Below are 25638 nucleotides of genomic sequence, written 5' to 3'. Positions count from 1 at the left end.
GAGATTGCGATGACTCATGAGCGTGCGGGGCAGCCCGCGCAGCCGTCCGATCTGGTGGACGTGGCCCGCCTGGTGACCTCCTACTACGCGCTGCACCCCGACCCGGGTGACGTCGGGCAGCGGGTGGCGTTCGGGACGTCCGGACACCGGGGTTCCTCGCTGAGGGTCGCGTTCAACGAGGACCACATCCTCGCGACCAGCCAGGCCATCGTGGAGTACCGCACGGAGCAGGGGATCGACGGCCCGCTGTTCCTGGGCGGCGACAGCCACGCGCTCTCCGAGCCGGCGCTGGTGTCGGCGCTGGAGGTCTTCGCCGCCAACGGGGTGCGGGTGCTGGTCGACGAGCGGGGCGGTTACACCCCGACACCGGCGGTGTCCCACGCGATCCTCGCCCACAACCGGGGACGCGCCGCGGGGCGGGCCGACGGTGTGGTGGTGACCCCCTCGCACAACCCGCCCTCCGACGGCGGCTTCAAGTACAACCCGCCCAACGGCGGCCCGGCCGACACCGACGCGACCTCCTGGATCCAGGATCGGGCCAACGCGCTGATCGCCGACGGCCTCAAGGAGGTCCGCCGGATCCCGTACGCCAGGGCGGTGGCCGCCGACACGACCGGCCGCTACGACTTCCTCGGCCGCTACGTGGACGACCTGCCGTCGGTCCTGGACCTCGACGCCGTCCGGGAGGCGGGGGTGCGCATCGGCGCCGACCCGCTGGGCGGGGCGAGCGTCGCCTACTGGGGGGAGATCGCCGAGCGGCACCGGCTGGACCTGACCGTGGTCAACCCGCTGACCGACCCGACGTGGCGTTTCATGACGCTCGACTGGGACGGCAGGATCCGGATGGACTGCTCGTCGCCGTACGCGATGGCCTCGCTCATCGCCAACCGCGACGCCTTCGACGTCTCCACCGGCAACGACGCCGACGCCGACCGGCACGGCATCGTCACCCCCGACGGCGGGCTGATGAACCCCAACCACTACCTCGCCGTGGCGATCTCCTACCTGTACTCGCACCGTCCCGGCTGGCCCGCGGACGCGGGGGTCGGCAAGACGCTGGTCAGCAGCGGCATGATCGACCGGGTGGCCGCCGACCTGGGCCGGCGGCTGGTGGAGGTGCCGGTGGGGTTCAAGTGGTTCGTGCCGGGACTGCTGGACGGCTCGCTGGGCTTCGGCGGTGAGGAGAGCGCCGGCGCGTCGTTCCTGCGCCGCGACGGCTCGGTGTGGACCACCGACAAGGACGGCATCATCCTGGCGCTGCTCGCCTCGGAGATCAGCGCGACCACGGGGCGCTCGCCGAGCGAGCACTACGCCGACCTGGTGTCCCGGTTCGGCGACCCGGCCTACGCCCGCGTCGACGCCCCGGCGACCCGGGAGGAGAAGGCGGTGCTCGCCAGGCTCTCGGCCGAGCAGGTCACCGCCGACACGCTCGCCGGTGAACCGATCACGCAGGTGCTCACCTCCGCGCCGGGCAACGGCGCCCCGATCGGCGGGCTGAAGGTCGCCACGGAGAACGCCTGGTTCGCCGCCCGGCCCTCCGGCACCGAGGACGTGTACAAGATCTACGCCGAGTCCTTCAGGGGCCCCGAGCACCTGGCGCGAGTCCAGCAGGAGGCCAGGGACCTGGTCTCGGCCACCCTCGGCTGACGCGGAGCGCGTCCCGCGGGCCGGGCCGCGGAGCGGGAGGCGTGACGGCACGCCCCCGCTCCGCGGCCGTCCGGCGGAGGCGCGCGCGCCTGGCTTCCCTCCCGCAGGCGGCACAGGTGGCACGGGCACGCGCGGCACGGGCACGAGGGTGGCACGCGCGACGGCGGACGCGGGCGTCCCGCGATCGGGGAGATGACCGGAAAGACCGGAGAAGACCCAGGAGAGGAACCATGGCACGCGTGAGATCCCGCACGACCGACGACCGGCACGAGACGACGGCACGGAACGGCACCCGGCGGGACATGCGCCGGCGACCGCGTGGGGCGACCGCGGCGGGGGCCGCGGCCCTGGCCCTGGCGGGGAGCTTGATCGGCGCGACGCCGGCGCAGGCCGTGCCCGGCGACACATACCTGACGGCGGCCGAGATCGCCGACAATCTCAACAGCCTGGCCTGGCCGGGCCAGAGCGCCTACAACACCTACGCCACCGGCGACCAGACGACGTCCGTGGTCTGGGGCACCCCCGGTTCCGCCACCACCTACTTCAACCGCAGCAAGTGCGCCGGCTTCGTCACCGGGGTGCTCAGGCAGGCGTGGCCGTTCGTGACCGACCGGTACCTGGCGGGCGCCTTCGGCTCGGTCAGCCCGACCGCCGCCCAGTACCACGACGCCTTCACCGCCGGGGTCGAGCATTTCACCACCAGCGCCGACGCGGATCTGGACCAGGTGAACGAACTGGGGGCCGGCGTCGTCATCGCGATCAGGTACGGCGGCTCGCCCACCGCCACCGGCGATCCCACCGGCCACGCCATGATCGTGGCGGACGCCCCGGTGCCGTACGACCGGGACGGCGACGCCTCCACGGTCGAGTGGGCGGTTCCCGTGGTCGACGTCACCAGCAACCCGCATGGGGTGGCGTCCACCTCGCCGTCGTCCCCGTACCGGAACTTCCGCGACACCCGCGCCGTCGGCACCACCGAGTACCCCGGCCTCGGCCGCGGCTGGATCTTCATCCGTACCGACGCGGCGAACCGGCCGCTGGGCCACTGGTGGGGTGCGAACGAGAACGTGACGACGGGCTACCACCCGATGGCCGACCGCCCGATCGCGTTCGGACGGGCCGTCGGCTCCTGACGGCCGGCGCCGGAGGGCTTCTCCGGCGCCCGGTCACGGGCCGGTCAGGTGAACATGCGCCAGGCGGCGGGCACGACCGTCCAGCGGCGGCGGGAGGTGCGGCCGGTCAGTTCGCCGTCGGCGTTCACCGGGACGGGCTCGCCCTCGGCGAGCACCTCCCGCCCGCGCGCGGTGACCACGTCGCGCAGCCCCGGGTGGGTTCCCCGGCGCAGGCGCAGGGCGTACGACAGCCGTTGCAGCGGGCCGGTGGTCAGCGCGACGACGACGTCGACCATGCCGTCGTCGGGTCTGGCCCGAGGGGCCACCGGGGTGCCGCCGCCGATGGTGACGCCGTTGCCGATGCCGGCCATGAGGACCCGCCGCCCGTCGGTGATCGGGCGGCCGTCCACCGTGACGCGCAACCGCCAGCCGGGGCTCCGCACGCCGGCGAGCAGGGCACCCACCGGGTAGGCGAGCCGCCCGAGCGCGGGCTTGAGGGGCGTCGCGCGCTCGGACGCCTCCGCCCCCACCCCCAGGTGGACCACGTTGACCACGACCTCGCCCTCGTCGTCGAGCAGCAGGTCGAGCGGGGTGGACCGCCCGGCGAGCACGACGCGGGCGGCCTGCGGGGGATCGAGCGGGATGCCCAGCCCGCGGGCGAAGTCGTTGCCGGTGCCCAGGGGGACGAGCCCCACCGTGCGGGTGGTCAGCTCGCCGCGACGGTGCAGGGCGGCGACCGTCACGTGCAGGGTGCCGTCACCGCCCAGGACGACCACGTCGTGGCCGGGATGGGCGTCGAGCGTCTCGTCGAGGTCCTTCTCGCCCACGGGTGCCTCGACCACGTCGGCGCCACCGGCGCGGAGCGTGTCGACGGCCGCGGCCCGGGCCCGATCGCCGGCGCTTCCCGCACCCTCGTTGTAGATCGCCAGCAGCTCGGTCATGCTCGCTCCTCCGCGTGATCGTCCGCACGGTCCCTGCCCGGGGAAACCGCGATCACGCGGGGTCTTCTCGGCACGGCCCGCGCCGGCGGCTCCCGCCGTCCGCCGGCCTCGCGGCGGAGGCCGGCCGCCACGACAGAGGAACCGGCCGGCCCGGCACCCGGGGCGCCGGACCGGCCGGGCGGTCCTCAGGTGTGGGACAGGGCGGTGTCCGCACCGGACCTGGCCGGGACGCGCGAGGCGATCTCCTCCAGCACGTGACGGATCCGCGCTCGGCAGGTGGGGTCGGTGAGCCTGCCGTCGGCGTCGAAGTGGCTCGGAGCCGGGGAGACCACCACCTCCGTCCCGTACACGACGGCGCCCGCCGCGCCGAGCGCGCGGCCCAGCTGGATCTGCGTCCACGTCGCCTCGTGGGGGCGTGAGCAGGCGGTCACCAGGCCCACGGGCTTGCCCACCAGGACCGCGCCGGCTCGGCGGGAGGCCACCCAGTCGAGGGCGTATCCCAGCTGCGCAGGCAGCGAGCTGTGCCCTGGCGCGGTGATCAGCATGCCGTCCGCCCCGGCGAGGGCGTGGCACAGCTCGTCCACGGCGCGCGGGAGCGTGCCGTCCGTCAGCGGCGGCACCCGGTCGAGGCCCTCCCAGATCGTGAGCTCCGTCGTCGCGGGCAGTTCCCGCGACGCCGCCTTCAGCAACCTGCGCACGTAGGCCCCCGAGCGAAGGCCACCCGCGATTCCAATGATCTTCATTCCCGGCCCCATCCCTGTCGCGAGATCGCGACCCTCAAAACGGGGGATCCGCACCGCTGTGGTCGCGCGACCGCGACCGGTGGCGCGAAACGCTCCCCGATTCACCGAAAAAACCGCCGCACGGCATCGCCGTGACCGGTAGCGGGAGGCCCCCCGGCGGGACCGTCCGTGCCGCCCGGCCCGCAGGCCCCCCGGCGGCGTACGCGTCCTCGCAGGTCAACCCGGCGGCGGCGGTGCCGCCGGACCTCACACTCCGTCACGTTCCCGGACCTGCCCTCAGAAAGGGCTCACGAACATGATCGAGGGGAGCGTTTCTCCAAGACCGGGTGAATTCTCGGCCAAGCGCGGCGAGCACTCAGGGGCCGCGGGCCGCCGCCGGGCTATGGCGTGGCGGCGGCCCGCGCCGGGGAGGCGGACACGTGCGAAGGGCCGCCTCCCCGGGGGTGTCACGACGCGGTGGCCACCCGGGCTCGCCCGGCCGCGGAGAGGGAGAGGAGGTGGCCGACGACGTCCGCCGCCGAGTAGTCGTCCGGCAGCCCTTCGAGGAACCCGAGGTCCTGGCCGAGAGTGAGCAGCGGGGGCTCCTGGTAGCCGTCCGGCCGCCGCTGGCCGAGGCCGATGGCGGCGAGCAGCCCGTTGCACAGGCAGCGCCGTCCCACGGTGTCCTCCTCCGGACGGCCTTTGCGGACGTGGACGCCGACCGGTTCGGCGGGACAGCGGTAGCCGACCGCGCCGTCCTCCTTCCGGTACGGCGTGCGCAGATGCCCCAGGTCGCACAGGCGGGGACGTTCGGCGTAGACGGCCGGGTCCGACATGGTGCCGGGCAGGTCAGCGATCTTGAAGGGGAAGCCCGCGGGAGAGGCGCGCGGGTCGTTGCGGACCTCCAGGGTGCCCTCGGCGGCCCGGCCGAGCAGGCGGCGCCTGAGCGTGGCGTCCAGGCCCGACTCCCGGCACAGCGCGAAGGCCGACCCCACCTGGACCCCGGCCGCGCCGATCTCGACCGCCTGGACCAGCCCCTCCGGGGTGCCGTAGCCGCCGGCCAGCCAGAACGGCAGGCCGAGCGCCGCGATCTTGCCGGTGTCGATCCGGTCGCGCGGCCCGTAGACCGGCTCGCCCGCGGCGTCGAGCTGCGGTTTGCCCCGGGGTGGTGCGCTGTGCCCGCCCGCCACCGGTGTCTCCAGCACGAACCCGTCCGGCCGGGTCTCCGCGGAACGGGTGAGGTAGGCGGCCAGGACGTGGGAGGAGACGATGGCCAGCAACCGGGGCCGGCGCAGCGGCCCGAGGACGCGGCCGAGCAGCGCCGCCGGGTCGACGCCGACGGTGTGGCGGTCGTCGGCCGCCGACTCCGCCACCGTGACCGATATCTCCGCCGGCCGGTGCGCGGCGAGCGCGTCGAGCAGCCGCGGGATCTCCGAGGGGATGCCCGCACCCATCAGCACGTAGTCGACTCCGGCGAGCATCGCCCCGTAGACGGAGGCGGGCGTGGCCAGCTGGATCTTCTCCAGGTAGTTGATCCCGATCGGGCCGTCGTGCCCTTCCTTCGCGAGGAAGACCTCGGCGAAGTTGGCGACCACCGTGAGCTCGTCCCGGGCGCGGTGCGGACGCAGGCCGAGCCGGGGCACCGGCCGGTACGGCAGGCCGGGGTCGGCGCCGCCGGGGACGAAGAAGCGGGCCAGGACCCGCTCGGCGACCTCCGGGACCGGGAAGTGCGCCAGCGCCCGGCGCAGGTGCCCGCCCGGGTCGCCGCGCTGCAGGCGCCTGGACAGCACGAGGTCCAGCGCGGTCCCGGACACCACGCCGAGCTGTCCGGTCCGGGCGACGGCCCGCGCCAGCCGCCACCCGGACACGCCTACTCCCATCCCGCCCTGGATGAGGACCGGGAGCCCGCCCTCAGACACGCCGGCCCCGAGGCGTGCCGGTCCGGGCGGACGGGTCGCGGACCTCACGGTGCCCCCCGCGGGGGACGCCGGGGAACTCGTCGGGAATCGCCAAGGGAAACACCCTCCTGGGCGAGGGAGCGCGGGGCTCCGTCGATGTCTTCGATACCCGTGAGATTCAAGTGGCCGCGAGGACACCTCATCCAGTGACCAAAGTCCCGGATGGGCGGGTCCTACGGTCACATCCCGGCCCCGCGCCGTTCACCGCGCGGACCGGCCGCCCTCCCCGCGCGGGCGAACCGTCCCTCCCGCGCAGGCGAACCGTCCCTCCCGCGCAGGCGAGCGGCCCGGGACGTCTTGGCCGAATGGACGAACGCTCCGGCCTCTCTTCTGCGAACGGGACGAACCCCCTCACCCCGACCTGTCATACGGTCGCCGTAACCACGCATCGGAGGGTTGCCCCGTGTCCGTTGAGCTCCACCACCGCGCCGTCGTCGCGGACACCCACAATGACTTGTTGATGGCGGTGTGTGCCCGGCCGCCGGAGCGGTGGGCGTCGTTCTTCCGGGAGCGGTGGCTGCCCCAGCTGCGCGAGGGCGGGGTGGACATCCAGGTGCTGCCGGTCTTCGTCGAGGACCGCTACCGGCCGGAGGGTGCGCTGCGCCAGACGCTGCGGATGATCGAGTGCGCGCATGTGCTGGCCGAGGGCAACGCCGACGCGGTGCGGTTGTGCCTGGACGGGGCCCAGGTGGACGCGGCGCTGGCCGCCGGGCGGATCGCGCTGGTGCTGGCACTGGAGAGCATGCCGGGGCTGGACGCGTCGGTGGAGTTGCTGCCCACCGTGTACCGGCTGGGGGTGCGGGTGGCCTCGATCGCGCACTGGGGGCGGAGCGCGCTGGCCGACGGCAGCGGGGAGGACGCCACCGGGGGGCGGCTGACCGCGGCCGGGGTGGCGGCGCTGGCGGTGATGGAGCGGCTGGGCATGCTGTTCGACGTCTCGCATCTGGGGGCGGCCGGGGTGGCGCACGTGCTGGAGCTGGCGACCCGGCCGGTGCTGGCCACGCATTCGGCGGCGCGGGCGTTGCGGGATCATCATCGGAATCTGACCGATGCGCAGCTGCGGGGGGTGGCCGCCACCGGTGGGGTGGTGTGCGTCAATTTCTTTCCGGGGTTTCTGGCGGCGGATCCGGCGGCGCGGGGGGTGGATCGGCTGGTGGAGCACATCGCGCATGTGGCGGGGGTGGCCGGGATCGATCATGTGGGGCTGGGGCCGGATTTCGTGCGGGAGGTGCTGCACGATGTGACGCCGCCGTGTTGTGAGGATCTGGGGTACGGGGAGGTGGACGTGTACGCGACGCTGCCCGGGCTGGCCGGGCCGGCCGGGTTGCCGCTGGTGACCGAGGCGCTGGTCGGGCACGGGTTCGCCGACGACGAGATCGTGAAGATCCTGGGCGGCAACGTGCACCGGTTGTTCCGCGCCGAGTTGGGCAGGCCCGCGTGAACCTGACGCGGATGATCCAGGACCTGGAGGAAATCGTCGGCTGCGAGTCGTTCTCCGCCGACCACGAGGCGGTGGCCCGCAGTGCCCGGGTGGTCGCCGACCAGGGTCGCAGAATGCTCGGCGCGCGCGCGGAGACGATCGTGGTCGACGGGGTCACCCACCTGCGGTGGACCTTCGGCATCCCCCGGGTGCTGCTGGTCGGCCACCATGACACGGTCTGGCCGGTCGGGACGCTGCGGGAGCGTCCCTGGTCGCTGGTCGACGGGATCGCCCGGGGGCCGGGCGTGTTCGACATGAAGGCGGGCCTGGTGCAGATGTTCCACGCCATGGCCGCGCTGCCGTCCTTGGACGGGGTGTGCGTGCTGGTCACCGGGGACGAGGAGGTCGGCTCGCTCTCCTCGCGCGCGCTGGTCGAGGACTCGGCGCGCGGCTGCGCGGCCGCGTTCGTCCTGGAGGCGAGCGCCGACGGCGGCGCGCTCAAGACCGCGCGCAAGGGGACCTCCATGTACGAGGTCACCGTGCACGGCAGGGCCGCGCACGCCGGCCTGGAACCGGAGAGGGGCGCGAACGCCGGGATCGAGCTGGCCCACCAGGTTCTCGCCGTCGCGGGGATCGCCGACCTGGTCAACGCCGCTCCGGTGCACGATGGAGGGGTGGGCGACGGTCCGGCTCGCGGCGTGACGAACGACGGCCTCCCGGCCGTGACGGCGGTGGAGGCGTCGTCGCCCGCCGCCCCCGCGCCGGATGCCGCTCCCCCGCCTTCCCCGGGGTCGGCCACCGTGACGCCCACGGTGCTGTCGGCCGGGACCACCACCAACACCGTGCCCGCGCTGGCCCGCCTGGCGGTGGACGTCCGGGTGCCCACCCGGGCCGCGCAGCGGCGGGTGGACGAGCTGATGAGGGCCCTGTCCCCCCGGCTCTCCGGGACCCGCCTGGAGGTGCGGGGAGGCCCGAACCGGCCACCTCTGGAGCACTCCTCGTCGGCCGAGCTGTTCGCCCTCGCGCAGCGGGTCGCCGCCGGGCTCGGGCTCGCCCCCCTCTCCGGTGCCGGCGTGGGCGGCGCCTCCGACGGCAACTACACCGCCGGGGTCGGCTGCCCCACCCTCGACGGACTCGGCGCGGTGGGAGGCGGCGCCCACGCCGACGGCGAGCACGTGGTCGTGGCCGAGATGCCCGGCCGTACGGCGCTGCTGGCCGGCCTGGTCGAGGCGGTGCTCGGATGAACGGCCCGGTACTGCGGGAGCTGCACTCCATCGCGGACTTCGAGGACGTGCTGCGGCTGTTCGACGGCATCTGGCACCCCGGCCCCGCCAACACGCCGATCACGGTGGAGATGATGCGGGCGCTGTCGCACGCGGGCAACTACGTGGCCGGCGCCTACCTGGACGGCCGGATGGTCGGCGCGTCGGTGGGGTTCTTCGGGGCCCCGGCGGAGCGGGTGCTGCACTCCCACATCACCGGCGCGGCGGCCGGGCGGGGAATCGGCTTCGCCCTCAAGCTCCACCAGCGGGAGTGGGCCCTGGCCCGGGGCATGGAGCGGATCACCTGGACCTACGACCCGCTGGTGCGGCGCAACGCCCACTTCAACCTGACCAAGCTCGGCGCGCGTCCCGAGGAGTACCTGCCGTCCTTCTACGGGGTCATGAACGACGCGATCAACAGCGGGGACGAGTCGGACAGGGTGCTCGCCGTCTGGCGGCTGTCCGAACCGCAGGTGCTGGCCGCCGCCCGGCGGGAGCCGTACCTGGTGGAGGTCCCGCCGGGCGCGGCGGTCGGGCTGGGCGAGTGCGACGGCCGGCCGGTCGCGGGGCGGACCGACACCGCGACGGTGCTGATCGCCGTGCCCGCCGACGTGGAGACGCTGCGCCGCACCGACCCGGAGGTGGCCCGGTCGTGGCGCCACGCCGTACGCGACGTGCTGGGCGGCCTCCTGCGGGAGGGGGCCCGGGTGACCGGTTTCCACGACAGGCACTACTACGTCGTGGAGCGGGCCCGGTGAGTTCACCGGCCGGCGAAGTCGCCGGCGCGGGGCCCTGCGGGGGCCGTACGATCGCCGCGGGCCGCCGTCCCGGAGAGGGACCGCAGGCGCAACCCGGAGAAAGACCGGGGCCGCACGGCCCGGCACACCGCCCACCCGCGGCCCCCGCGGCCCCACGTGCGACCCGGTGCGCGACCCGCTGCGCGGTGCGAGCCGCACGAGACGTTGGAACGAGCCGCCTGACCGGCGGCGTGACCGGAGGGAGAAGCGGCGGAGGCCGCACACCGTCATGAAGATCACTGGAATCGAACTGCGGCGGATCGCGATGCCGCTCGTCGCGCCGTTTCGCACCTCCTTCGGCACCGAGACCGAACGCGACGTGCTGCTGGTACGCGTGGTCACCCCCGACGCCGAGGGCTGGGGCGAGTGCGTGGCCATGTCCGGCCCGCTCTACTCCCCCGAGTACGTCGACGGCGCCGCCGACGTGCTGCGCCGCTTCCTGATCCCCGCGCTGCCCCGGCACGCCGACGTCCACGCCGTCGGCCGCGCCTTGCACCCGTTCAAGGGCCACCGCATGGCCAAGGCCGCCCTGGAGACCGCCGTGCTCGACGCGCGGCTCCGCGCCGCCGGGCAGTCCATGGCCTCCTTCCTCGGCGCCGCCGCCACCCGGGTGCCCGCCGGTGTGTCGGTCGGCATCATGGACTCCGTCCCCCAGCTCCTCGACGCGGTCTCCGGTTACCTCGACGAGGGCTACGTCCGCATCAAGCTCAAGATCCAGCCCGGCTGGGACGTCGAGCCGGTCCGCGCCGTGCGCGAGCGCTTCGGCCCCGATCTGCTGCTGCAGGCCGACGCCAACGCCGCCTACACCCTCACCGACGCCCCCCACCTGGGCCGCCTCGACCCCTTCGGCCTGCTGCTCATCGAGCAGCCCCTGGCCCACGACGACCTGGTGCAGCACTCCCACCTGGCCCGGCGCATCGCCACCCCCGTCTGCCTGGACGAGTCGATCGAGTCGGCCGAGCACGCCGCCGCCGCGATCTCGCTGGGCGCCTGCTCGATCGTCAACATCAAGCCCGGCCGCGTCGGCGGCTACCTGGAGGCCCGGCGCATCCACGACCTGTGCCGGGCCCACGGGGTGGCGGTGTGGTGCGGCGGCATGCTGGAGACCGGTATCGGCCGCGCCGCCAACGTGGCCCTGGCCGCCTTGCCCGGCTTCACCCTGCCCGGTGACACCTCCGCCTCCGGCCGCTACTTCGCCACCGACGTCACCGAGCCCTTCGAACTGCGCGACGGTCACCTGGACGTCCCCACCGGGCCCGGCATCGGCGTCGCCCCGCTGCCCGACCTGCTGCGCGAGGTCACCGTCTCCACCGAGTGGATCGACCTGTGACATCCTCACGGTCCCGTTCGCCCTGGCGGCGGCGCTCTGCGCCGGAGGATGGGCCTCACTCGTCTCGCTGATCCTGACCTCGGCGTTGATCCTGACAGGCTGTTCCGGGGAACAGCCTGTCACTCGACCACCGGAGCGGTGCCCAACGGTCGGCTGTCCTCGGTGAGGGGAAAGCGGAGGGCGGCCGTCAGCCGCGTCCGAGCCGGGGCACGGCTTCGATCAGAGCGCGGGTGTAGTCGTCCCGGGGTGCCTTCACCAGCTCCTCCGTCGGCCCCGTCTCGACCAGCCTGCCCCGGTGCATCACCGCGACGACGTCGGAGACGTACCGGACCACGGCGAGGTTGTGCGAGATGAACAGCATCGACAGCCCGAGGTCCGCGCGCAGGGAGCGGATCAGATTGAGCACCGCCCCCTGGACGGAGACGTCCAGGGCCGAGGTGATCTCGTCGGCGACCAGCAGCTGAGGTTCCGCACCCAGTGCCCGGGCGATCGCCACCCGCTGACGCTGACCACCGGACAGCTCACGCGGGTAGCGTCCCGCCAGCGCGGCGGGCAGCGACACCAGCGACAGCAGCCGCTCCACCTCCGCCCGGCGGGCGGCGCGGGGCACGCGGAGCCCCTCGGCCACCGACGCCCCCACGGTCATCCGCGGGTCGAGGGAGGCGTAGGGGTCCTGGAAGACCATCTGGATCCGCCGCGGGTCGCCGCCCGTGATCCCACCGGTGTACGGCACCAGTCCGGCCACCGCCCTGGCCAGGGTGGACTTGCCCGACCCCGACTCCCCCACCAGGCCGACGATCGCCCCGGGCGGGATCTCCAGCGTGACGTCGTCGACGGCGGTGAAGGCGCCGAACCGCACCGTCAGATTCTTGATGATCATGATGTCTCCCAGCAGGCGACGCGGTGCCCCGTGCCGTGCGGGACGAGGGGCGGCAGCTCGGCGCAGCGGCCGGTGGCCAACGCGCAGCGGTCCGCGAAGGCGCAGCCGGCGCCGACCTCGGCGGGTGAGGGCTGATGGCCGGCGATGCCGGCCAGCGGAAGGGACCGGTCGGTGTCCATGTCGGGCAGCGAGGCGATCAGCGCGCGGGTGTAGGGGTGCGCGGCGCCGGTGGCCAGCTTCCCGACCGGCAGCTCCTCGACCACCCGGCCCGCGTACATCACCACGACCCGGTGGCACAGCTCGCCGACCACGGCGATGTCGTGGGAGATGAACAGGGTCGCCGCGCCGGTCTCGTCGGTCACCTCGCGCAGCAGACGCAGGATCTGCCGCTGCACGGTCACGTCGAGGGCGGTGGTCGGCTCGTCGGCGATGATCAGGCGTGGCGTGCCCATCAGGCCCATCGCGATCACCACGCGCTGCCGCATGCCGCCGGACAGCTCGTGCGGGTGTTGCCCGGCACGCCTCTCCGGCTCGGGGATGTGCACGTGTCCCAGCCGGTCGACGGCCCTGGTCCGCGCCTCGGCGCGGCTCGCGCCGCGGTGCACGGTCGCCACCTCCGCGAGCTGCCCGCCGATTCTGAGCGCCGGGTTGAGCGAGGCCATCGGGTCCTGGAAGACCATCGCCAGCGACGTGCCGAGCAGCTTGCGCCGCTCCTGCTCCGGCAGCCCGTCCAGGTCGGTGCCGCACAACCGCAGCCGGGCCGCGGTCACCTCCCCCGGGTAGGGCACCAGGCCGCCGATCGCGGAGGCGGTCAGGCTCTTGCCGCTGCCCGACTCCCCGACCAGGCCGACGATCTCGCCGGGGGCGACGGTCAGCGACACCCCGCGCACCGGCGTCGCCCCGCCGGGGAAGGCGACGGTGAGGTCCCGCACCTCCAGGACCGCCTCCGGGTCGGGCTCGCCGAGTTCGCGGGACGCGGGAACGGCCCGCCGGTCGGTCTTCCCCATCGGTGCGGCGGTCCGCGACGCGGCGCGGGCCAGGGCGTCTCCGAGGAGGTTGAACCCGATGCCCGCGAGCGCCACCGCGACGGCGGGTCCCAGCGCGACGGCCGGGGTGGCGTAGATGCGGCTGAAACCGTCGAAGAGCAGCCGCCCCCAGTCGAACGAGGGCGGCTGCACCCCCAGGCCGAGGAAGGAGAGGCCGGCCAGCCCGAGCAGCGCGCCGCCCAGCGCCTGGGCCAGGTTGAGGATCAGCGGCTCGGCGATGTTGGGCAGGACGTGCCGGGTCATGATCAGCCGCCGGGGGACCCCGAGCATGCGGGCGGCCGACACGTAGTCGGCCGCGGACACCGAGGCGGCGAGCGTCTGAGTGAGCCGGGCGAAGCCCGGGGCGATCGCCGCGCCGATGCCCAGCACGGCCCCGCGCGCGCCGAGTCCCGCGACCACCGCGGTGAACATGGCCAGCAGCAGGCCGGGGAAGGCGACCAACGCGTTCACCGCGCCGGTGACCAGCCGCCCGGCGCGGCGGGGCAGCACCGAGGGGAGCGCGCCGAGCACGGTCCCGGCGACGGCGCCGATGAGCGTGGCCAGCAGGGCCAGCGTGAGGGAGAGCCGGCCGGCGACCAGTACCCGGGCGAGGATGTCCCGGCCCAGGTTGTCGGTGCCGAGCGGGTGCGCGGCCGAGGCTCCCTGGAGGATGGCCGCGGAGTCGATGCGCTCGGCCTCGGTGCCCCAGATCGGCGGCCCGGCGACCGCCAGCACCACCATGAGGGTGACCAGCGCGGTCCCGGCCAGCCCGGCGGGGGTCCGCAACGCGTGCCGCATCAGCTCTCCTTCAGGGCGGACGTGGGGTCGAGCACGCCGAGCAGCACGTCGACGAGGAGGTTCACCGCCAGCACGATCGCGCCGTAGACGAGGATCACGCCCTGGGCGACCGGGTAGTCCTTCTGGGTGATCGACTCCACGATCCGCAGGCCGAGCCCCGGCCAGGCGAAGACGTACTCGACCAGCACGCTCCCGGCGATCAGGCCGGTGAGCAGCAGCCCGCCCAGGGTGAGGGTCGCGGTGAGCGTGTTGGGCAGGACGTGCCGCAGGTACAGCCGGGCGGCGGGCAGCCGCTTGGCGCGGGCCAGCCGCACATAGTCGGTGCCCAGTTCGCGCAGCGTCTCCACCCGGGAGATCCGGGCGATCATCGCCGCCGGGGCGACGGCCAGGGCGAGGACCGGCAGCACGTACGACTCGGGTCCGCCCCTGCCAGCGGGCGGGAACCAGCCGAGCCCGATCGCGAACACGGTCACCAGGGCGATCGCGTAGAGGAACTCGGGCACGGCGACGGCCGCGCCGGTCGCCGAGGTGAAGGCCGCCTCGGTGCCCCGGTTGCGGCCGTTCTCGGTGCGGACCCCCGCCCACATGCCGAGCGGCACCGCGACGAGCAGGGCCACGACGGTCGCGAGCAGGGCGAGGGCGAGGGTGTTGGGCAGCCGGGCGGCGATGATCTCACCGACCGGTTCCCCGCTGAGCAGCGACGTGCCGAACTCCCCGCTCAGCACATCGCGGACGTAGGCGGCCAGCTGCGCCGGGATCGGCTGGTCCAGCCCGAGCAGCGCGCGCCTGGCGGCGATCACCTCGGCCGGCGCGGAGGGGCCGAGCGAGGCGCGGACCGGGTCGCCCGGGATCAGGTGGATCATGGCGAACGACGCGACGAGCAGCGCGGCCAGCGAGAGCGCGAACCGCAGGAGGTGCCGCAGCACGAACGCGCCGCGGGCACGACCGGCGCCCATCCGGCCGGACGGGGCCCGCTTCGGGGACGCCGGGTCCGGGAGCGCGCCGTCGCCGGCCGGGAGGGGCACGGGCGGGGGGGTTGCGGCCACTCAGCCCGCCTCGGTCATCCGGAAGGAGGTCGGGGAGAACAGCTCCGCCTGCATCTGGAACGTCGCGTTCCTGGAGGCGACCAGCGTGGTGTTCTCCACCACCGGGACCAGGTCGGCGTTCTCGAACAGCGCCGATTCCGCCTCCAGCCAGAGCTTGCAGCCGTCCGCGCCGGGCTTGGTCACCGCCTCGGTCACCAGTTCTTCATAGCGGGTGTTGGTCAGGTGGGCGAAGTTGCTGCCCTTCGGCGCGGCCGGGCCGGACAGGAACGCGACGAGCTGCGTGGGGAGTGTGACGCCGATCGGCAGCCAGGCGACGTCCCAGTCCTGGGCGGTGGCGAGCGATTCCGACAGCTTGGTGTCGATGACGCCGTTCAGGGTGACGTCGGCCCCCGCCTTCTTCCACGCCGCGGCCAGGTACTCGGCCGCCGCCTGCACGCCCGCGCCTCTGGTGGTGCCGTAGAGCAGGCGCAGCGTCAGCTTCCGCCCGTCCTTGGCACGGACGCCGTCCGCGCCGGCCTTCCAGCCGGCGGCGTCCAGCGCGGCCGCCGCCGCGGCCGGGTCGAACGCCGGGAGGTGACCGGTGACCGTGTCGCCCCGGCACGGCCGCGGCTCCAGCACCAGCCCGGTGGCCGGCCGGCCGGTGCCGCCGGAGGCGATCCCGGCGAGCTCGGTCAGGTTGATCGCCTGGGTGAGCGCCTTGCGCACCGCCGGGTCCTTGGCGGGGCGGTCATCGCCCTGGTGGTAGAAGAACTGCCCGTTGCCCGCGGACTGGATCGACTTGCCGATACCCGGCATGGCCTCCAGCCGGGCACGATCGCTGCCCTGGACCATCGCGCCGTTGAGGTCGCCGGAGACCAGCAGGTTGGCGGCGGTCTGCTCGTTCGGCACGACCTTCAGCACGACCGTGGCGGGCTGGCCCGGTGCCTTCGTGGTGGCGCCGCCCGGCCCCCAGGCGTAGTCCTCGCGGACCCGGAAGGTGTAGTGGTCGCCGGGAACCGCCTCGGTGAGCGTGTAGGGGCCGGAGCCCGAGGTGCCGCGGGCCAGCGCCGAGCGGTCCTTGAGCCCCTTGCCGCAGACGATGAAGATGATCGGCGTGCTCTCCAGGATGAAGCTGAAGGGCTTGGGGGTGGAGAGCGTCACCGTCCCGGCGGCGTCGTCCGCCTCGGCCTTCATTCCGGCCGGCACCAGCACGCCGTTGATCGGCGACTTGGCGGCCGGGTCGGTGATGTGGTCGATGTTGGCGGCCACGTCGGCCGGGGTGAGCTTGGAGCCGTCGGAGCAGGTGACGTCCTTGCGGAGGGTGAAGGTCACCGAGTCGGGTTTGACGTCCCACTTCTCGGCCAGCCCGGGGATGATCTTCCCGTCGGGACCGACGTTGGTCAGCGTGTCGTACGCCAGCGAGAGCACCGTGTTGGTGACCGAGAGGGCACCCATGGCGGGGTCGAGCACGCCGGGGTCGGCGCGGAGCGCGTAGGTGAAGGTGCCCCCGGCGGCGGATCCGCCCGACGGGGACTCGGCGGCACCGCCGCACGCGGTCGCGAGCAGGCTGAGGGCGCCGAGCACGGCCGCCGATCCTGTGTGTTTCATCGGAGCTCCAGGAGGTGGGGGTGGTGTCCCACATTCGCCCCTCACCGGCGGTCGCTTCTTCGTTCTCCGTGACGAAAAGCTCGCGTTCCGTCGTGCTAGCGACCGAAGATCCGCATCTGGAGCATCACGGAGAGCCGCGCGTCGGGGTCGTTCAGGTCGAGGCCGCTGATCTCGGTGAGCCGCCTCAGGCGGTAGCGGAAGGTGTTGGCGTGCACGTGCACCCGGGCGGAGGCGGCGTTGACGTCGCCGAAGGCGTCCAGGTAGGCGCGGAGGGTCGCGACCAGTTCGCTGCCGTGCTCGGCGTCGTGGGCCATGAGCCGCTGGTAGGGCCCGGTGGGCGTCTGCTCCTCCGCCTTGACCTGGTCCGCGAGCTGCAGCAGCAGCGCCTCGAAGTGCACGTCGGTGTAGCCGGCCACCGCTCCGGACGCCTCGCGGGCACGCAACACCCGCAGCGCCCGGTCGGCGTCGGCCCGGGACCTCGCCACCTCGGTCAGATCGGCCGCCAGGCGTCCCACCCCGATGTTGGCGACGTGCCGGGGGCCGACCCGGGTGAGGAAGCTCTCGGCGACCCGTACGGCCCGCGCCTCCTCGTCCCCACCGGCGGTGTGCAGGGGCAGCACCGCGTAGGCGACCGAGCCGACCAGCGCGGCGGCGGCCTTGGGGTGGATGGCGCCGATGTGCAGGGCGAGCGCGTCGCAGAAGCGCTGCCTGTCGCCCTCCCGTTGTGCGGCGTCGGCGTGGGATCCGCCGGTGCCGCCGGTGAGCTGCGCCGCGAGCACGCACACCCGCTCACCGGTGACGCCGAGCCGTCCCGCCGCCTCGGCCGCGTCCTTGCCGCCCGCCAGCACGGTGGAGAGCAGGTCGGCGCGGAGCCGCCGCCCGGTGTCGGCACCAGCGCGCTGGCGGAGCAGCTGCAATGCGACGATCTTGGCGGCTTCGGTGAGGGCGTGCCGGCGCTGGTCGCTCAGCGGCTCCCGCACGGCGACCCAGATGGAGCCGAGGATCTCGTCCCCGGAACGGACGGCGATCGCCTCCCGGTTGATGCCGTCGTCGCCCAGCGCGATGTAGACCGGTTCGCGGCTCTGGTAGAGCTGCCGGAAGAACCCGCGTTCCTCCAGCATCCGCAGGTACCGTTCCGGCACCTGGCGGCCGAGCACGGTCTCCACCCTGCTGGGGTCGGCCTCCTCCTGCCCGGTGGAGTAGGCCAGCACCCGCGACGACCGGTCCTCGATGGTGATCGGGGCGTCCAGCAGCGCGCGCACGGCGTTGGCCAGCGAGAACAGGTCGTCCGGCGCGGTGTCGTCCGGCGCGGCCAGGTCGCCTTCGGCCAGCAGCGAGCGCAACAGCGCGGCGACCTGTGCCCACGAGGCGGCGCGGGTGAGGCCCAGCACCGCCACCCCGGTCCGCCGGACCTTCTCCCGGACGGCGTCGTCGACGTCCACCGGCTGCTTGACGACGACGCCCGCGGCCGAGCCCGCCGCGTCGAGCAGAGCGCAGATCCGCTCGGCGGAGTCGACCCCGACGGCGAGCAGGATGCCCCCCTCCGGGACCAGCAGCTCGTCGAGGGGGTCGTAGATGTGCACGCCGGTGACCTCGGCGTCGAGCTCCCCCGGGGAGGCGGCCACGTCCAGGACGGTGCTGCCCAGGTCTTCCAGGATCCGCCGTAGGCTGGCACGCGGGCGGGCGATCACCCCATCACCATAGTCCGCACGGGCCGGTGTCCTCCGCCGGGGCGGCCGACCGGCGCCGTCCGCCCCGGCGGGACGCTCCCGCGGCTGCCCGGGCAGCGCGGCCTCAGCCGGTCCTGGGGGTCGCGCGCGCCCCGATGTGGACGTACGGCGTGCCGTCGGCGAGCTCGTAAAAGACGGCCGACAGCCACTGGGAGTGCCCCTCGGCGCGGCCGACGAAGGTGACCTCGTCCACCGGGACGAGGTCGAACTCCAGGGGCGGCCGCATCCCGGCGAGGCTCCCGGTGGCCTCGCTGCGCAGCGAGAGCCGGCCGTCGCGCACGGTCACCGTCGTCCGGTTGCCCTCCCGCTCGTAGACGCCGGCGTACCGTTCGACGTCGGTCTCGAACGGCTCGGTCGACGGGCCCAGCACCGGCGGCACGGCCAGGCCGATCAGCTCGCCGAAGAGCTCGGTGGCCAGGGCGTGCTGGAAGGCGGGGGTGTCGCCGCCGTTGGCGAGCACGCACACCACGGTGCCCGTGTCCGGCACCATCCAGAGCATGGCCGCCTGGCCGATGGTGTTCCCGCCGTGCGAGACGACCAGGCGGCCCTGCCACTCGTCCAGGATCCAGCCGACGCCCCACTGCCTGCCGAGGGTGTGCGGGTTGGGGATGTCCACCTGCGGTTCCCACATCGCCCGCGGGTCGGCGAGCAGCCCGGTGCCCAGATGGGCGCGAGCGAAGGCGACCACGTCGGCGGCGCGGGCACAGATCAGCCCGGCCGGGCCGCAGGAACGCATCAGGCCCCAGACGGGTGCGGGAGCCCCGTCCAGGTGGCCCATGGCGCCGCGGAAGCGCAGGACGTCCTCCGGCAGGGTCCAGGTATGGGTCAGGCCGAGCGGCTCGATGATCTGTTCGCGCAGTGCGGCGTCCCACACCTTGCCGGTGAGGCGCTCGACGACGCGTCCGGCGATGACGAAGCCGGAGTTGCAGTACGACTGGGTGACGCCGAGGGGGTGGTTCTGGCGGAGGCCGGCGCACGCCTCGACGTACTTCTCGATGCAGTCGTCGCCCCGGCCGGTGTCGAAGAAGAAGTCTCCGTCGATCCCGGAGGTGTGCGAGAGCAGGTGTCTGATCGTGACGGTCTCGGTCACCTCCGGGTCGGCGACCCGGAACTCGGGCAGGACCCGGGAGACGGGGGTGTCGAGCGTCAGCTCGCCCCGCTCGACGAGGAGCATGATCTGGGTGGCGGTCCACACCTTGCTGACCGAGCCGATCTGGAAGAGCGAGTCGGTGGTCACCTCCACCCCGGTGGCCACGTTGAGCACACCGGCGGCGAACTCGTGCACCTCCCCCTCGTGCAGGAAGGCCAGGCTCGCGCCGGGAACCTCGTACTCGGTGATCAGCTCGCCGAGACGGGCGTGCCATCGACCCGGATCCGCTACTCCAGCCACTGGACGATCCTTTCGTTGCAGTCCGCCCGACGGGACCGGGCGGCCGGGGTCTCCCGGCACCGCGACGCGGCGGAGGCCGCGGCGGGAGAGACGAGGCGTGTCCGAACCCTAGACGCCTCTCCCCCTGCCCTTCATCGGCCTCCACGACGAACCGGGCCCGGCCCGTTGTGCCACCGTCCAATGCCGCCCGGCCGAGTGGGGGACGGAACGGCTCCGGCCGGTCGCCCGTGCCCGCGGTGGGGACCGCGGTGGGGACCGTGGCGGCGGGAGCACCGCGGGCGGAGCCGGCATCAGCCGAAGACCTGCATCACGCGGCGCTCGTAGGCGCGGCGCCAGGACAATCGGTAGAGCACCCGCAGGGCCGGCGGTCCTGCGGCGAGGAGCTTTTCACGCTCGGCCGGGAGCACGGAGTCGAGGGTCCAGGCGGCGACCAGCGGCAGGTCACGGCCGTGGCTCTTGGTCGCCCTCTTGGCGGAATCCTCCCACCACGCGGCGCTGACGTGCCTGCGGATCAGTGGGACGATCTCCTGCTCCTCCACGTCCAGGTGACCGTTGAGCAGGGTGTGCATCGCGCGCAGGTCGGCGGCCTGCGCGGCCGCGGGGCGACGTGGCTGCGACAGCCGCTCGATCACGGCGTCCATCTGCCGGTGCTCGGCCTCCAGCCGGTCCATGACGGCCCCCGCCTCGGAGGTGAGGGCCCGCAGGAGCGGCCAGATCTCCTCGTCCTCGGTGGAGTGGTGGTGGTGGAGGGCCCGCAGCAGGAACGCGGTGTGCTCGTCGATGAGAGCGCGCCGGCGCGCGTCGCCGGGGGTGCACCGGTCGAGGGCGTCGGCCAGGCGGCCGAAGTCCCTGCGAAGCCCCGCGTGAAAGGCGAGGAAGAGGGAGACGTCAGGGGCGGGCTCGTCGGCGCCGCGCCGGGGGATCAGCTTCGGTGTCGTCATGCCGTCACGATGGACGGGTCCTCTTCACGGTGACTCAACGTCCGCTTGTGGCCCGCTGGGAGCGCACCTGCGGTCACCCGGCGCCCACGGCCCGCGGACACCCCGCCGGCCCCCGCCTCCTCACGCGCCGCGGGCCTCTCGCGGGCCTCTCAGCGGCCTCTCAGCGGGCACCGCGGCTCACGACCGGCGGGCGGCCTGCTCTGCGGCGATGCGCCGTGCCCACCAGCCGAGACCGGCCCGCTCGCAGCGCTTCACCGCCGCCGCGAAGTGCGCTCCCGCCGTGGCCGGATCGGGGGCGAGCAACCCGAGGAAATAGCCGACGGGGCCGAGAGGGAACGTCCCTGCGCCGCAGGCGAACCGGTCCTCGTACGGCAGAAGCCGCCGGTAGGTCCGTGCCCCGGCCTCCAGGTCGCCCGTGAGGTGCTGGGCCAGGCCCATGGTGCACAGCGACGACAGGCCGAGGAAGTCCCAGGGCGGCTCCGGCCAGCCCTCCTCCCGCACCGCGCGCAGGGCCCCGGCGTCGCCCGAGAAGTGCGCGACCAGCGCGCGCAGAGGCTGACGGTGGGCGGGGAAGGGCGAGATCCGGCCCACCGTCTCCTCCACGTCGGAGAGGTCCCCGGCCAGGATGCCGCGCGCCAACATCCCCGAGTCGAGCACGCTGCCGGTGTACCAGAGGTTCAGCCGTTCCCCCGCGTCCGCCGCCGCCGCGTAGGCGGCGTCGGCGCCGTCGAGGTCGCCGTCCGCCAGGCGGCGCGCCGCCGTCCAGACGAGGTGCTGGAAACGCGGCCACGGCAGGTTCAGCCGGTCGATGAGGACCCGGGCCCGCTCGGCGGAACGGTCGGCGCCCGCCACGTCGAAGAACTCCAGGCGGGTCCGTTCGAGGATGAGGTGCCCGAGCAGCTCGAACCCGGGCAGGCCGAGCCTGGTCAGTTCCAGGCCGACGGCCTCCAGCTCGGTGAGCCTGTCGGGCTGGTGGACGCCGAGGTAGCGGGCGTTGAGCGCGAACGCCAGCAGCCGCGGTCCGGCCTCACCCCGCGCGACGAGGCGCCGGGCCATCGCCAGGGCCTCGGCGGTCGCCGAGTCGCACCGGGGGTCGGCCGAACCGTCGTAGCGCTCCATGCCCAGGCAGGCGAGTAACCTGCACCGCAGGACCGAGTCACCCGGGGGCAGCGCCGCGAGTGTCTCCTCGATCCGGTGGACCGTCTCCGGCTCCACGTCGCCGTAGGTGTAGAACTTCCACAGACCCGGCGCGTCGAGGCTGGTGAGGGCTTTCGCGGTCAGCGAGACGTCGTCCGCCCCTCCGGCGGCGAGCACGGCCTCCGCGCGGGTCTCGCGCGCGCCGGAGCCGTCTCCCGCGTTCAGCTGAGCGCCGACGAGTTCGAGCAGCAACTCCACGTGGCGCGCCGGGTCGGCCCCGGGCATGTGGCCGTGGGTCTCGACGGCGCGCCGCCACCACCGGGCGGCGTCCTCGTGGGCGTGCCTTCCGGCCGCCTGCGCCGCGGTCGCCGACGCCCAGCGCACCGCCTCGGCGGACGCCTCGGGCCCGGCGGCCAGCGCGTGCCGGGCGAGGACCACGGGGTCGCGGCCGGGTCTCCGCTCCAGCACGCGGAGCGCCGCCAGGTGGAGTTCGGCCCGGCGCCGTGACGGGACGTCGGCGTAGACCGTCTCCCTGATGAGGTCGTGGGAGAACCCCAGGTCGTCGGAGAGCAGCCGCAGCCCCGCGGCCGCGTCGAGCGCCTCCCGCACCTGTCCGGCGGTGCCCCCGCCGCTCCCGGGTGCCTCCCCGTGACCGGGCTTCCCCCGGCCGGTCTCCCCGTGACCGGTCTCCGCCGCGGGGCCCGTGCGGGCCGCGACGATCTCGGTGAGCAGGAGGGCGTCGGCGGCGCCGCCCACGACCGCCGCCGCGTCGACGACGGCCCGGTGGGCGGCGGGCAGCCGGAGCAGCCGCCGGCGCAGGACATCGGCCAGTCCCTCGGGCACGGCGGTGAGAGCCCGGCCGATCCCGCTGTCCTCGGCCAGCCGGAGGATCTCCCGGATGAACAGCGGGTTGCCGCGGGTGCGCCTGGCGAGGGCGTCGACCGTCCCCTCGTCCCCGAGCCCGGACAGCTCCGCCACGGCGGCCCGGTCGAGACCCGCCAGCGGGAGCCGCAGGGCGTCGCGGCGGCTGAGCATGCCGAGCGTGTCGTACATGGCGGCCGGCCCCTCGCCGGACCGCACCGTGACCACGACGGCGACCCCGCCGCGGAGCAGCGCCGCCAGGTCGGTCAGCAGGCCGAGCGAGGCCGAGTCGGCCCACTGCAGGTCGTCGATCACCACCAGGAGCGGGCGGTCGGCGGCGACCGTGTCGAGGTAGTCCGCGGCGGCCCGGTGCAGCCTGAACCTCGCCTCGCTCGCCTCCACGGGTGGCACGGGGCCGGCGCCGTCCGTGGACAGCATCTCCAGCGGGGCCGCGTGCGCGGCGCCCGGGGCGACCTCCGCGCTCAGCCTCCGGACCACCTGCTGCCAGGGCCACAGCGCGGGCGCCCCGGACGTCTCGTGACAGCGGCCCCAGGCCACCCGCCATCCCTCGGCGGCCCGCCGGTCGGCGAACGCCTCGGCCAGCCACGTCTTGCCGATCCCCGGCTCGCCCGAGATCACCGCGATCCCGGGGCGTCCGCGTGCCGTCTCCCGGGCGAGCTCGTCGAGCCGTTCCAGCTGGGAGTTCCTGCCGACCACGGTGACCGCGGCGGGCGTCCCGGGTACGGCCGGCACGGCGGGTGCGAGCCGGGCGGAGGCTCGGGACGTCTCCAGGGCCGGGTCCTGCGCGAGGATCGCACTCTCCAGCCGCTGGAGACCGGGCCCCGGGTCCAGGCCCAGTTCGTCGGCGAGGCGGACGCGGGCGGCACGCAGCGCCTCCAGCGCGTCGGCCTGCCGCCCCAGCCGGTAGAGCGCACGGGCGAGCAGTTCCCACAACCCTTCCCGGAGCGGGTGCTCGCGCACCAGTGTCGTGAGCTCGCCCGCCACATGCGGGTCCCCCCGTTCCAGGAGGCGGGCCAGGTGCTCCTCCCGCGCGACGAGGTGAGTCTCGGCGAGCCGCTCGATCTCCGGGCGCAGCCACTGCACGTCGGTGAACGCCTCGTACGGCGCGCCGCGCCACATCTGCAGCGCCTCCTCGTAGCGGCCCTCCCTGGTCAGCCGGGAGAAGCCGTCGGCGTCCACCTCGTGCGGCCCGAGGGCGTAGCCCCGCGAGCGGTTGAGCAGGACGCCGGAGGGCGTACGCGGCGCCCTTCCCGGTTCGAGGACTCGCCGGAGGCTGGAGACGTAGCTGTGCAGGCTGCTGAGCGCCCGGGGCGGCGGGTCCCCCTCGTAGAGGTCATCCAGGAGCGCGTCCACCGAGACCATGGCCCCCCGGGCGACGATCAGCCGGGCGAGCAGCAGTTGCGGGCGAGGCCCGCCCACGTCCACGGGTGTCCCGTCGACGCATGCCTCGAAGGGGCCGAGGACCCGGAACATGACCGCCATGGGCGGATTGTGTCACGGCCGGCGCCACCGGACCGGGCACGCGGGCGGGGCGGAGACACGGGTAGAGCAGGGGGCGTGCGCAGGCCGGGAACACGGACGGGAGCGGAAACGCGGACGGAGCGTGCGCAAGGCATGCGTGAGCCGGAAACACGGACGGGGCGGGAACACGGACGGGAGCGGAAACGCAGGCGGGCGCGGGGCGTGCGTGAGCCGGAAACACGGACGGAGGGGGTACTCGTGACGACGGCGGCTGAAAGTTACACCCCCGCGCGGGTTCGCGCCGCAGGCCGGCGCGGTGACGGCGGGCGGGCGGCTTCCCGCCGCCGGGTGCGGCGCCTAGCATCGGGGCCCCACGACGGCGGGAGCGGACGATGCGGACAACGACGTACGGGAACGGGATGGCCGCGGCGGTCACGGCGGCGGTGGCCGCGATCGCGGCCCTGGGGCTCCTGCTGACCGGCACGGCGGCGCCGGCCCGGGCCTCGACCACGAGGATCATGGCGCTCGGTGACTCGATCACCGGCTCGCCCGGATGCTGGCGGGCCCTGCTCTGGAACCGGCTGGCCGACGCCGGGTACGGCGACCTCGACTTCGTCGGCACGCTGCCCCCGCAGGGCTGCGGCGTCGCCCACGACGGGGACAACGAGGGACACGGCGGGGCGCTCGTCACCGGTGTCGCCGACCAGAACCTGCTCCCGGGCTGGCTCGCGGCGACCCTGCCCGACGTGGTGCTCATGCATTTCGGCACCAACGACATGTGGAGCGATCGCCCGGTTTCAGCCGTCCTGTCGGCCTACGACAGGCTCGTGGACCAGATGCGGGCGAGCAATCCCGGCATGAGGATCCTGGTCGCCCAGATCATCCCGCTGAACCCGGGCACGTGCGCCGGGTGCGGGCAGCGGGTCGAGGCGCTCAACGCGGCGATCCCGGCCTGGGCGGCGGGCAGGAGCACGGCGCGATCACCCGTCGTCGTGGTCGACCAGTGGACCGGTTTCAGCACCGCGGCCGACACCTACGATGGCGTGCACCCCGACGCCTCGGGCGACCAGAAGATCGCCGACCGCTGGTTCCCGGCGCTCGCCGAACTGCTCGGCGCGCCACCCACCGGCACGCCGACTCCCACCGTCACCGCCACCCCCACCGTCACCGCGACCCCCACGGTCACACCCACGACGGGTGGGTGCACGGCCGCCTACCGGCCGGCCGGCCGGTGGCCGGGCGGCTTCCAGGGGGAGGTGACGGTGCGCAACACCGGCTCCGCCCCGATCACCGGCTGGACGGCGGGCTGGGACCTCTCCGGCGGACGGGTCACCCAGGCGTGGGGCGCCACCGTGTCGCAGGCCGGTGCGGCCGTGACCGCGCGCAACGCCCCCTGGAACGGTTCCCTGGCCCCCGGCGCGAGCGCGACGCTCGGTTTCATCGCCGCCGGGGAGGAGGCGCCGGTGTCGGGGGTGTCGTGCACGGCCGGTTGACCGGTCCCACGCCGCAGGTACGGACGCGCGGCACGCACCCGTACCTGCGGCGGACCTGCGCGGGCCACACGGCGCCACC

18 protein-coding genes are annotated in these 25638 nt (G+C 74.4%); 7 read left to right on the top strand and 11 right to left on the bottom strand.

Going from position 1 to position 25638, the window contains the following annotated elements; translation table 11 throughout:
• The first annotated feature begins 9 nt into the window (after positions 1–9).
• Together pgm and F4562_RS32455 are read left to right on the top strand one after the other, a co-directional pair.
• The gene (gene pgm, locus F4562_RS32460) at positions 10–1647 is read left to right on the top strand and encodes a phosphoglucomutase (alpha-D-glucose-1,6-bisphosphate-dependent) (protein ID WP_184546780.1); all 1638 of its coding nucleotides are present in this window, start codon (positions 10–12) and stop codon (positions 1645–1647) included.
• Between the two features lie 230 nt (positions 1648–1877).
• Entirely contained in the window at positions 1878–2780 is a 903-nt protein-coding gene (locus tag F4562_RS32455; protein WP_184546782.1) for a hypothetical protein, read from the top strand.
• A gap of 44 nt (positions 2781–2824) precedes the next feature.
• Here F4562_RS32455 and F4562_RS32450 read toward each other — a convergent pair whose 3' ends face one another.
• The 3 genes from F4562_RS32450 to F4562_RS32440 form a co-directional block, all read right to left on the bottom strand.
• Positions 2825–3700 (bottom strand): diacylglycerol/lipid kinase family protein, encoded by an 876-nt coding sequence (locus F4562_RS32450; protein ID WP_184546784.1) that lies wholly within the window; start codon positions 3698–3700, stop codon positions 2825–2827.
• Positions 3701–3885: 185 nt separating this feature from the next.
• Positions 3886–4443 carry an NADPH-dependent FMN reductase gene (locus F4562_RS32445; RefSeq protein WP_184546786.1) on the bottom strand — a complete coding sequence of 186 codons (558 nt, stop codon included), beginning with the start codon at positions 4441–4443 and terminating at the stop codon, positions 3886–3888.
• 446 nt (positions 4444–4889) lie between these two features.
• Complete coding sequence (locus F4562_RS32440) at positions 4890–6290, bottom strand: nitronate monooxygenase (RefSeq protein ID WP_311734237.1); 1401 nt, start codon at positions 6288–6290, stop codon at positions 4890–4892.
• Between the two features lie 493 nt (positions 6291–6783).
• Here F4562_RS32440 and F4562_RS32435 point away from each other — a divergent pair, with 493 nt between their 5' ends.
• The 4 genes from F4562_RS32435 (at position 6784) to menC (ending at position 11189) form a co-directional block, all read left to right on the top strand.
• The gene (locus tag F4562_RS32435) at positions 6784–7821 is read left to right on the top strand and encodes a dipeptidase (protein ID WP_184854804.1); all 1038 of its coding nucleotides are present in this window, start codon (positions 6784–6786) and stop codon (positions 7819–7821) included.
• Positions 7818–9044 (top strand): M20 family metallopeptidase, encoded by a 1227-nt coding sequence (locus F4562_RS32430; RefSeq protein WP_311734247.1) that lies wholly within the window; start codon positions 7818–7820, stop codon positions 9042–9044. Before F4562_RS32435 ends, F4562_RS32430 begins: the two co-directional genes overlap by 4 nt.
• The gene (locus tag F4562_RS32425) at positions 9041–9820 is read left to right on the top strand and encodes a GNAT family N-acetyltransferase (RefSeq protein WP_184547072.1); all 780 of its coding nucleotides are present in this window, start codon (positions 9041–9043) and stop codon (positions 9818–9820) included. Before F4562_RS32430 ends, F4562_RS32425 begins: the two co-directional genes overlap by 4 nt.
• A gap of 268 nt (positions 9821–10088) precedes the next feature.
• Positions 10089–11189 carry an o-succinylbenzoate synthase gene (gene menC / locus F4562_RS32420; protein WP_184547070.1) on the top strand — a complete coding sequence of 367 codons (1101 nt, stop codon included), beginning with the start codon at positions 10089–10091 and terminating at the stop codon, positions 11187–11189.
• Positions 11190–11376: 187 nt separating this feature from the next.
• Here menC and F4562_RS32415 read toward each other — a convergent pair whose 3' ends face one another.
• From F4562_RS32415 to F4562_RS32380, 8 genes are all read right to left on the bottom strand, one after another.
• Positions 11377–12069 carry an ABC transporter ATP-binding protein gene (locus F4562_RS32415; protein WP_184547068.1) on the bottom strand — a complete coding sequence of 231 codons (693 nt, stop codon included), beginning with the start codon at positions 12067–12069 and terminating at the stop codon, positions 11377–11379.
• Positions 12066–13892, bottom strand: coding sequence for a dipeptide/oligopeptide/nickel ABC transporter permease/ATP-binding protein (locus F4562_RS32410; RefSeq protein WP_184547066.1), 1827 nt, complete (start codon positions 13890–13892; stop codon positions 12066–12068). Before F4562_RS32410 ends, F4562_RS32415 begins: the two co-directional genes overlap by 4 nt.
• Complete coding sequence (locus F4562_RS32405; protein WP_311734246.1) at positions 13892–14938, bottom strand: ABC transporter permease; 1047 nt, start codon at positions 14936–14938, stop codon at positions 13892–13894. The genes F4562_RS32410 and F4562_RS32405 overlap by 1 nt, the downstream gene beginning before the upstream one ends.
• Positions 14939–16525 (bottom strand): ABC transporter substrate-binding protein, encoded by a 1587-nt coding sequence (locus F4562_RS32400; RefSeq protein ID WP_184547064.1) that lies wholly within the window; start codon positions 16523–16525, stop codon positions 14939–14941.
• Positions 16526–16620: 95 nt separating this feature from the next.
• Positions 16621–18216 carry a PucR family transcriptional regulator gene (locus tag F4562_RS32395; RefSeq protein WP_184547062.1) on the bottom strand — a complete coding sequence of 532 codons (1596 nt, stop codon included), beginning with the start codon at positions 18214–18216 and terminating at the stop codon, positions 16621–16623.
• 103 nt (positions 18217–18319) lie between these two features.
• Entirely contained in the window at positions 18320–19645 is a 1326-nt protein-coding gene (locus F4562_RS32390) for a serine hydrolase domain-containing protein (RefSeq protein WP_184547060.1), read from the bottom strand.
• A 290-nt stretch (positions 19646–19935) separates the two neighbouring features.
• Positions 19936–20586, bottom strand: a complete 651-nt coding sequence (locus tag F4562_RS32385; protein WP_184547058.1) for a hemerythrin domain-containing protein — start codon at positions 20584–20586, stop codon at positions 19936–19938.
• Between the two features lie 177 nt (positions 20587–20763).
• A complete protein-coding gene (locus F4562_RS32380) occupies positions 20764–24087 on the bottom strand; it encodes an ATP-binding protein (protein ID WP_184547055.1) in 3324 nt (1107 codons plus the stop codon).
• Between the two features lie 371 nt (positions 24088–24458).
• Here F4562_RS32380 and F4562_RS32375 point away from each other — a divergent pair, with 371 nt between their 5' ends.
• The gene (locus tag F4562_RS32375) at positions 24459–25559 is read left to right on the top strand and encodes a cellulose binding domain-containing protein (protein ID WP_246473620.1); all 1101 of its coding nucleotides are present in this window, start codon (positions 24459–24461) and stop codon (positions 25557–25559) included.
• Positions 25560–25638 lie beyond the last annotated feature (79 nt).

Origin of the sequence: Streptosporangium becharense (genome assembly GCF_014204985.1) — a bacterium.
In the GTDB taxonomy this organism is placed as follows: Bacteria; Actinomycetota; Actinomycetes; order Streptosporangiales; family Streptosporangiaceae; genus Streptosporangium; species Streptosporangium becharense.
This window is presented reverse-complemented; position numbering and strand designations above follow the sequence as displayed.

Excerpts from the sequence above, each read along its gene's own strand:
- pgm (WP_184546780.1), top strand. The coding sequence starts at position 10 with ATGACTCATGAGCGTGCGGGGCAGCCCGCGCAGCCGTCCGATCTGGTG.
- F4562_RS32455 (WP_184546782.1), top strand. The coding sequence starts at position 1,878 with ATGGCACGCGTGAGATCCCGCACGACCGACGACCGGCACGAGACGACG.
- F4562_RS32450 (WP_184546784.1), bottom strand. The coding sequence starts at position 3,700 with ATGACCGAGCTGCTGGCGATCTACAACGAGGGTGCGGGAAGCGCCGGC.
- F4562_RS32445 (WP_184546786.1), bottom strand. The coding sequence starts at position 4,443 with ATGAAGATCATTGGAATCGCGGGTGGCCTTCGCTCGGGGGCCTACGTG.
- F4562_RS32425 (WP_184547072.1), top strand. The coding sequence starts at position 9,041 with ATGAACGGCCCGGTACTGCGGGAGCTGCACTCCATCGCGGACTTCGAG.
- menC (WP_184547070.1), top strand. The coding sequence starts at position 10,089 with ATGAAGATCACTGGAATCGAACTGCGGCGGATCGCGATGCCGCTCGTC.
- F4562_RS32415 (WP_184547068.1), bottom strand. The coding sequence starts at position 12,069 with ATGATCATCAAGAATCTGACGGTGCGGTTCGGCGCCTTCACCGCCGTC.
- F4562_RS32410 (WP_184547066.1), bottom strand. The coding sequence starts at position 13,892 with ATGCGGCACGCGTTGCGGACCCCCGCCGGGCTGGCCGGGACCGCGCTG.
- F4562_RS32400 (WP_184547064.1), bottom strand. The coding sequence starts at position 16,525 with ATGAAACACACAGGATCGGCGGCCGTGCTCGGCGCCCTCAGCCTGCTC.
- F4562_RS32385 (WP_184547058.1), bottom strand. The coding sequence starts at position 20,586 with ATGACGACACCGAAGCTGATCCCCCGGCGCGGCGCCGACGAGCCCGCC.
- F4562_RS32380 (WP_184547055.1), bottom strand. The coding sequence starts at position 24,087 with ATGGCGGTCATGTTCCGGGTCCTCGGCCCCTTCGAGGCATGCGTCGAC.
- F4562_RS32375 (WP_246473620.1), top strand. The coding sequence starts at position 24,459 with ATGCGGACAACGACGTACGGGAACGGGATGGCCGCGGCGGTCACGGCG.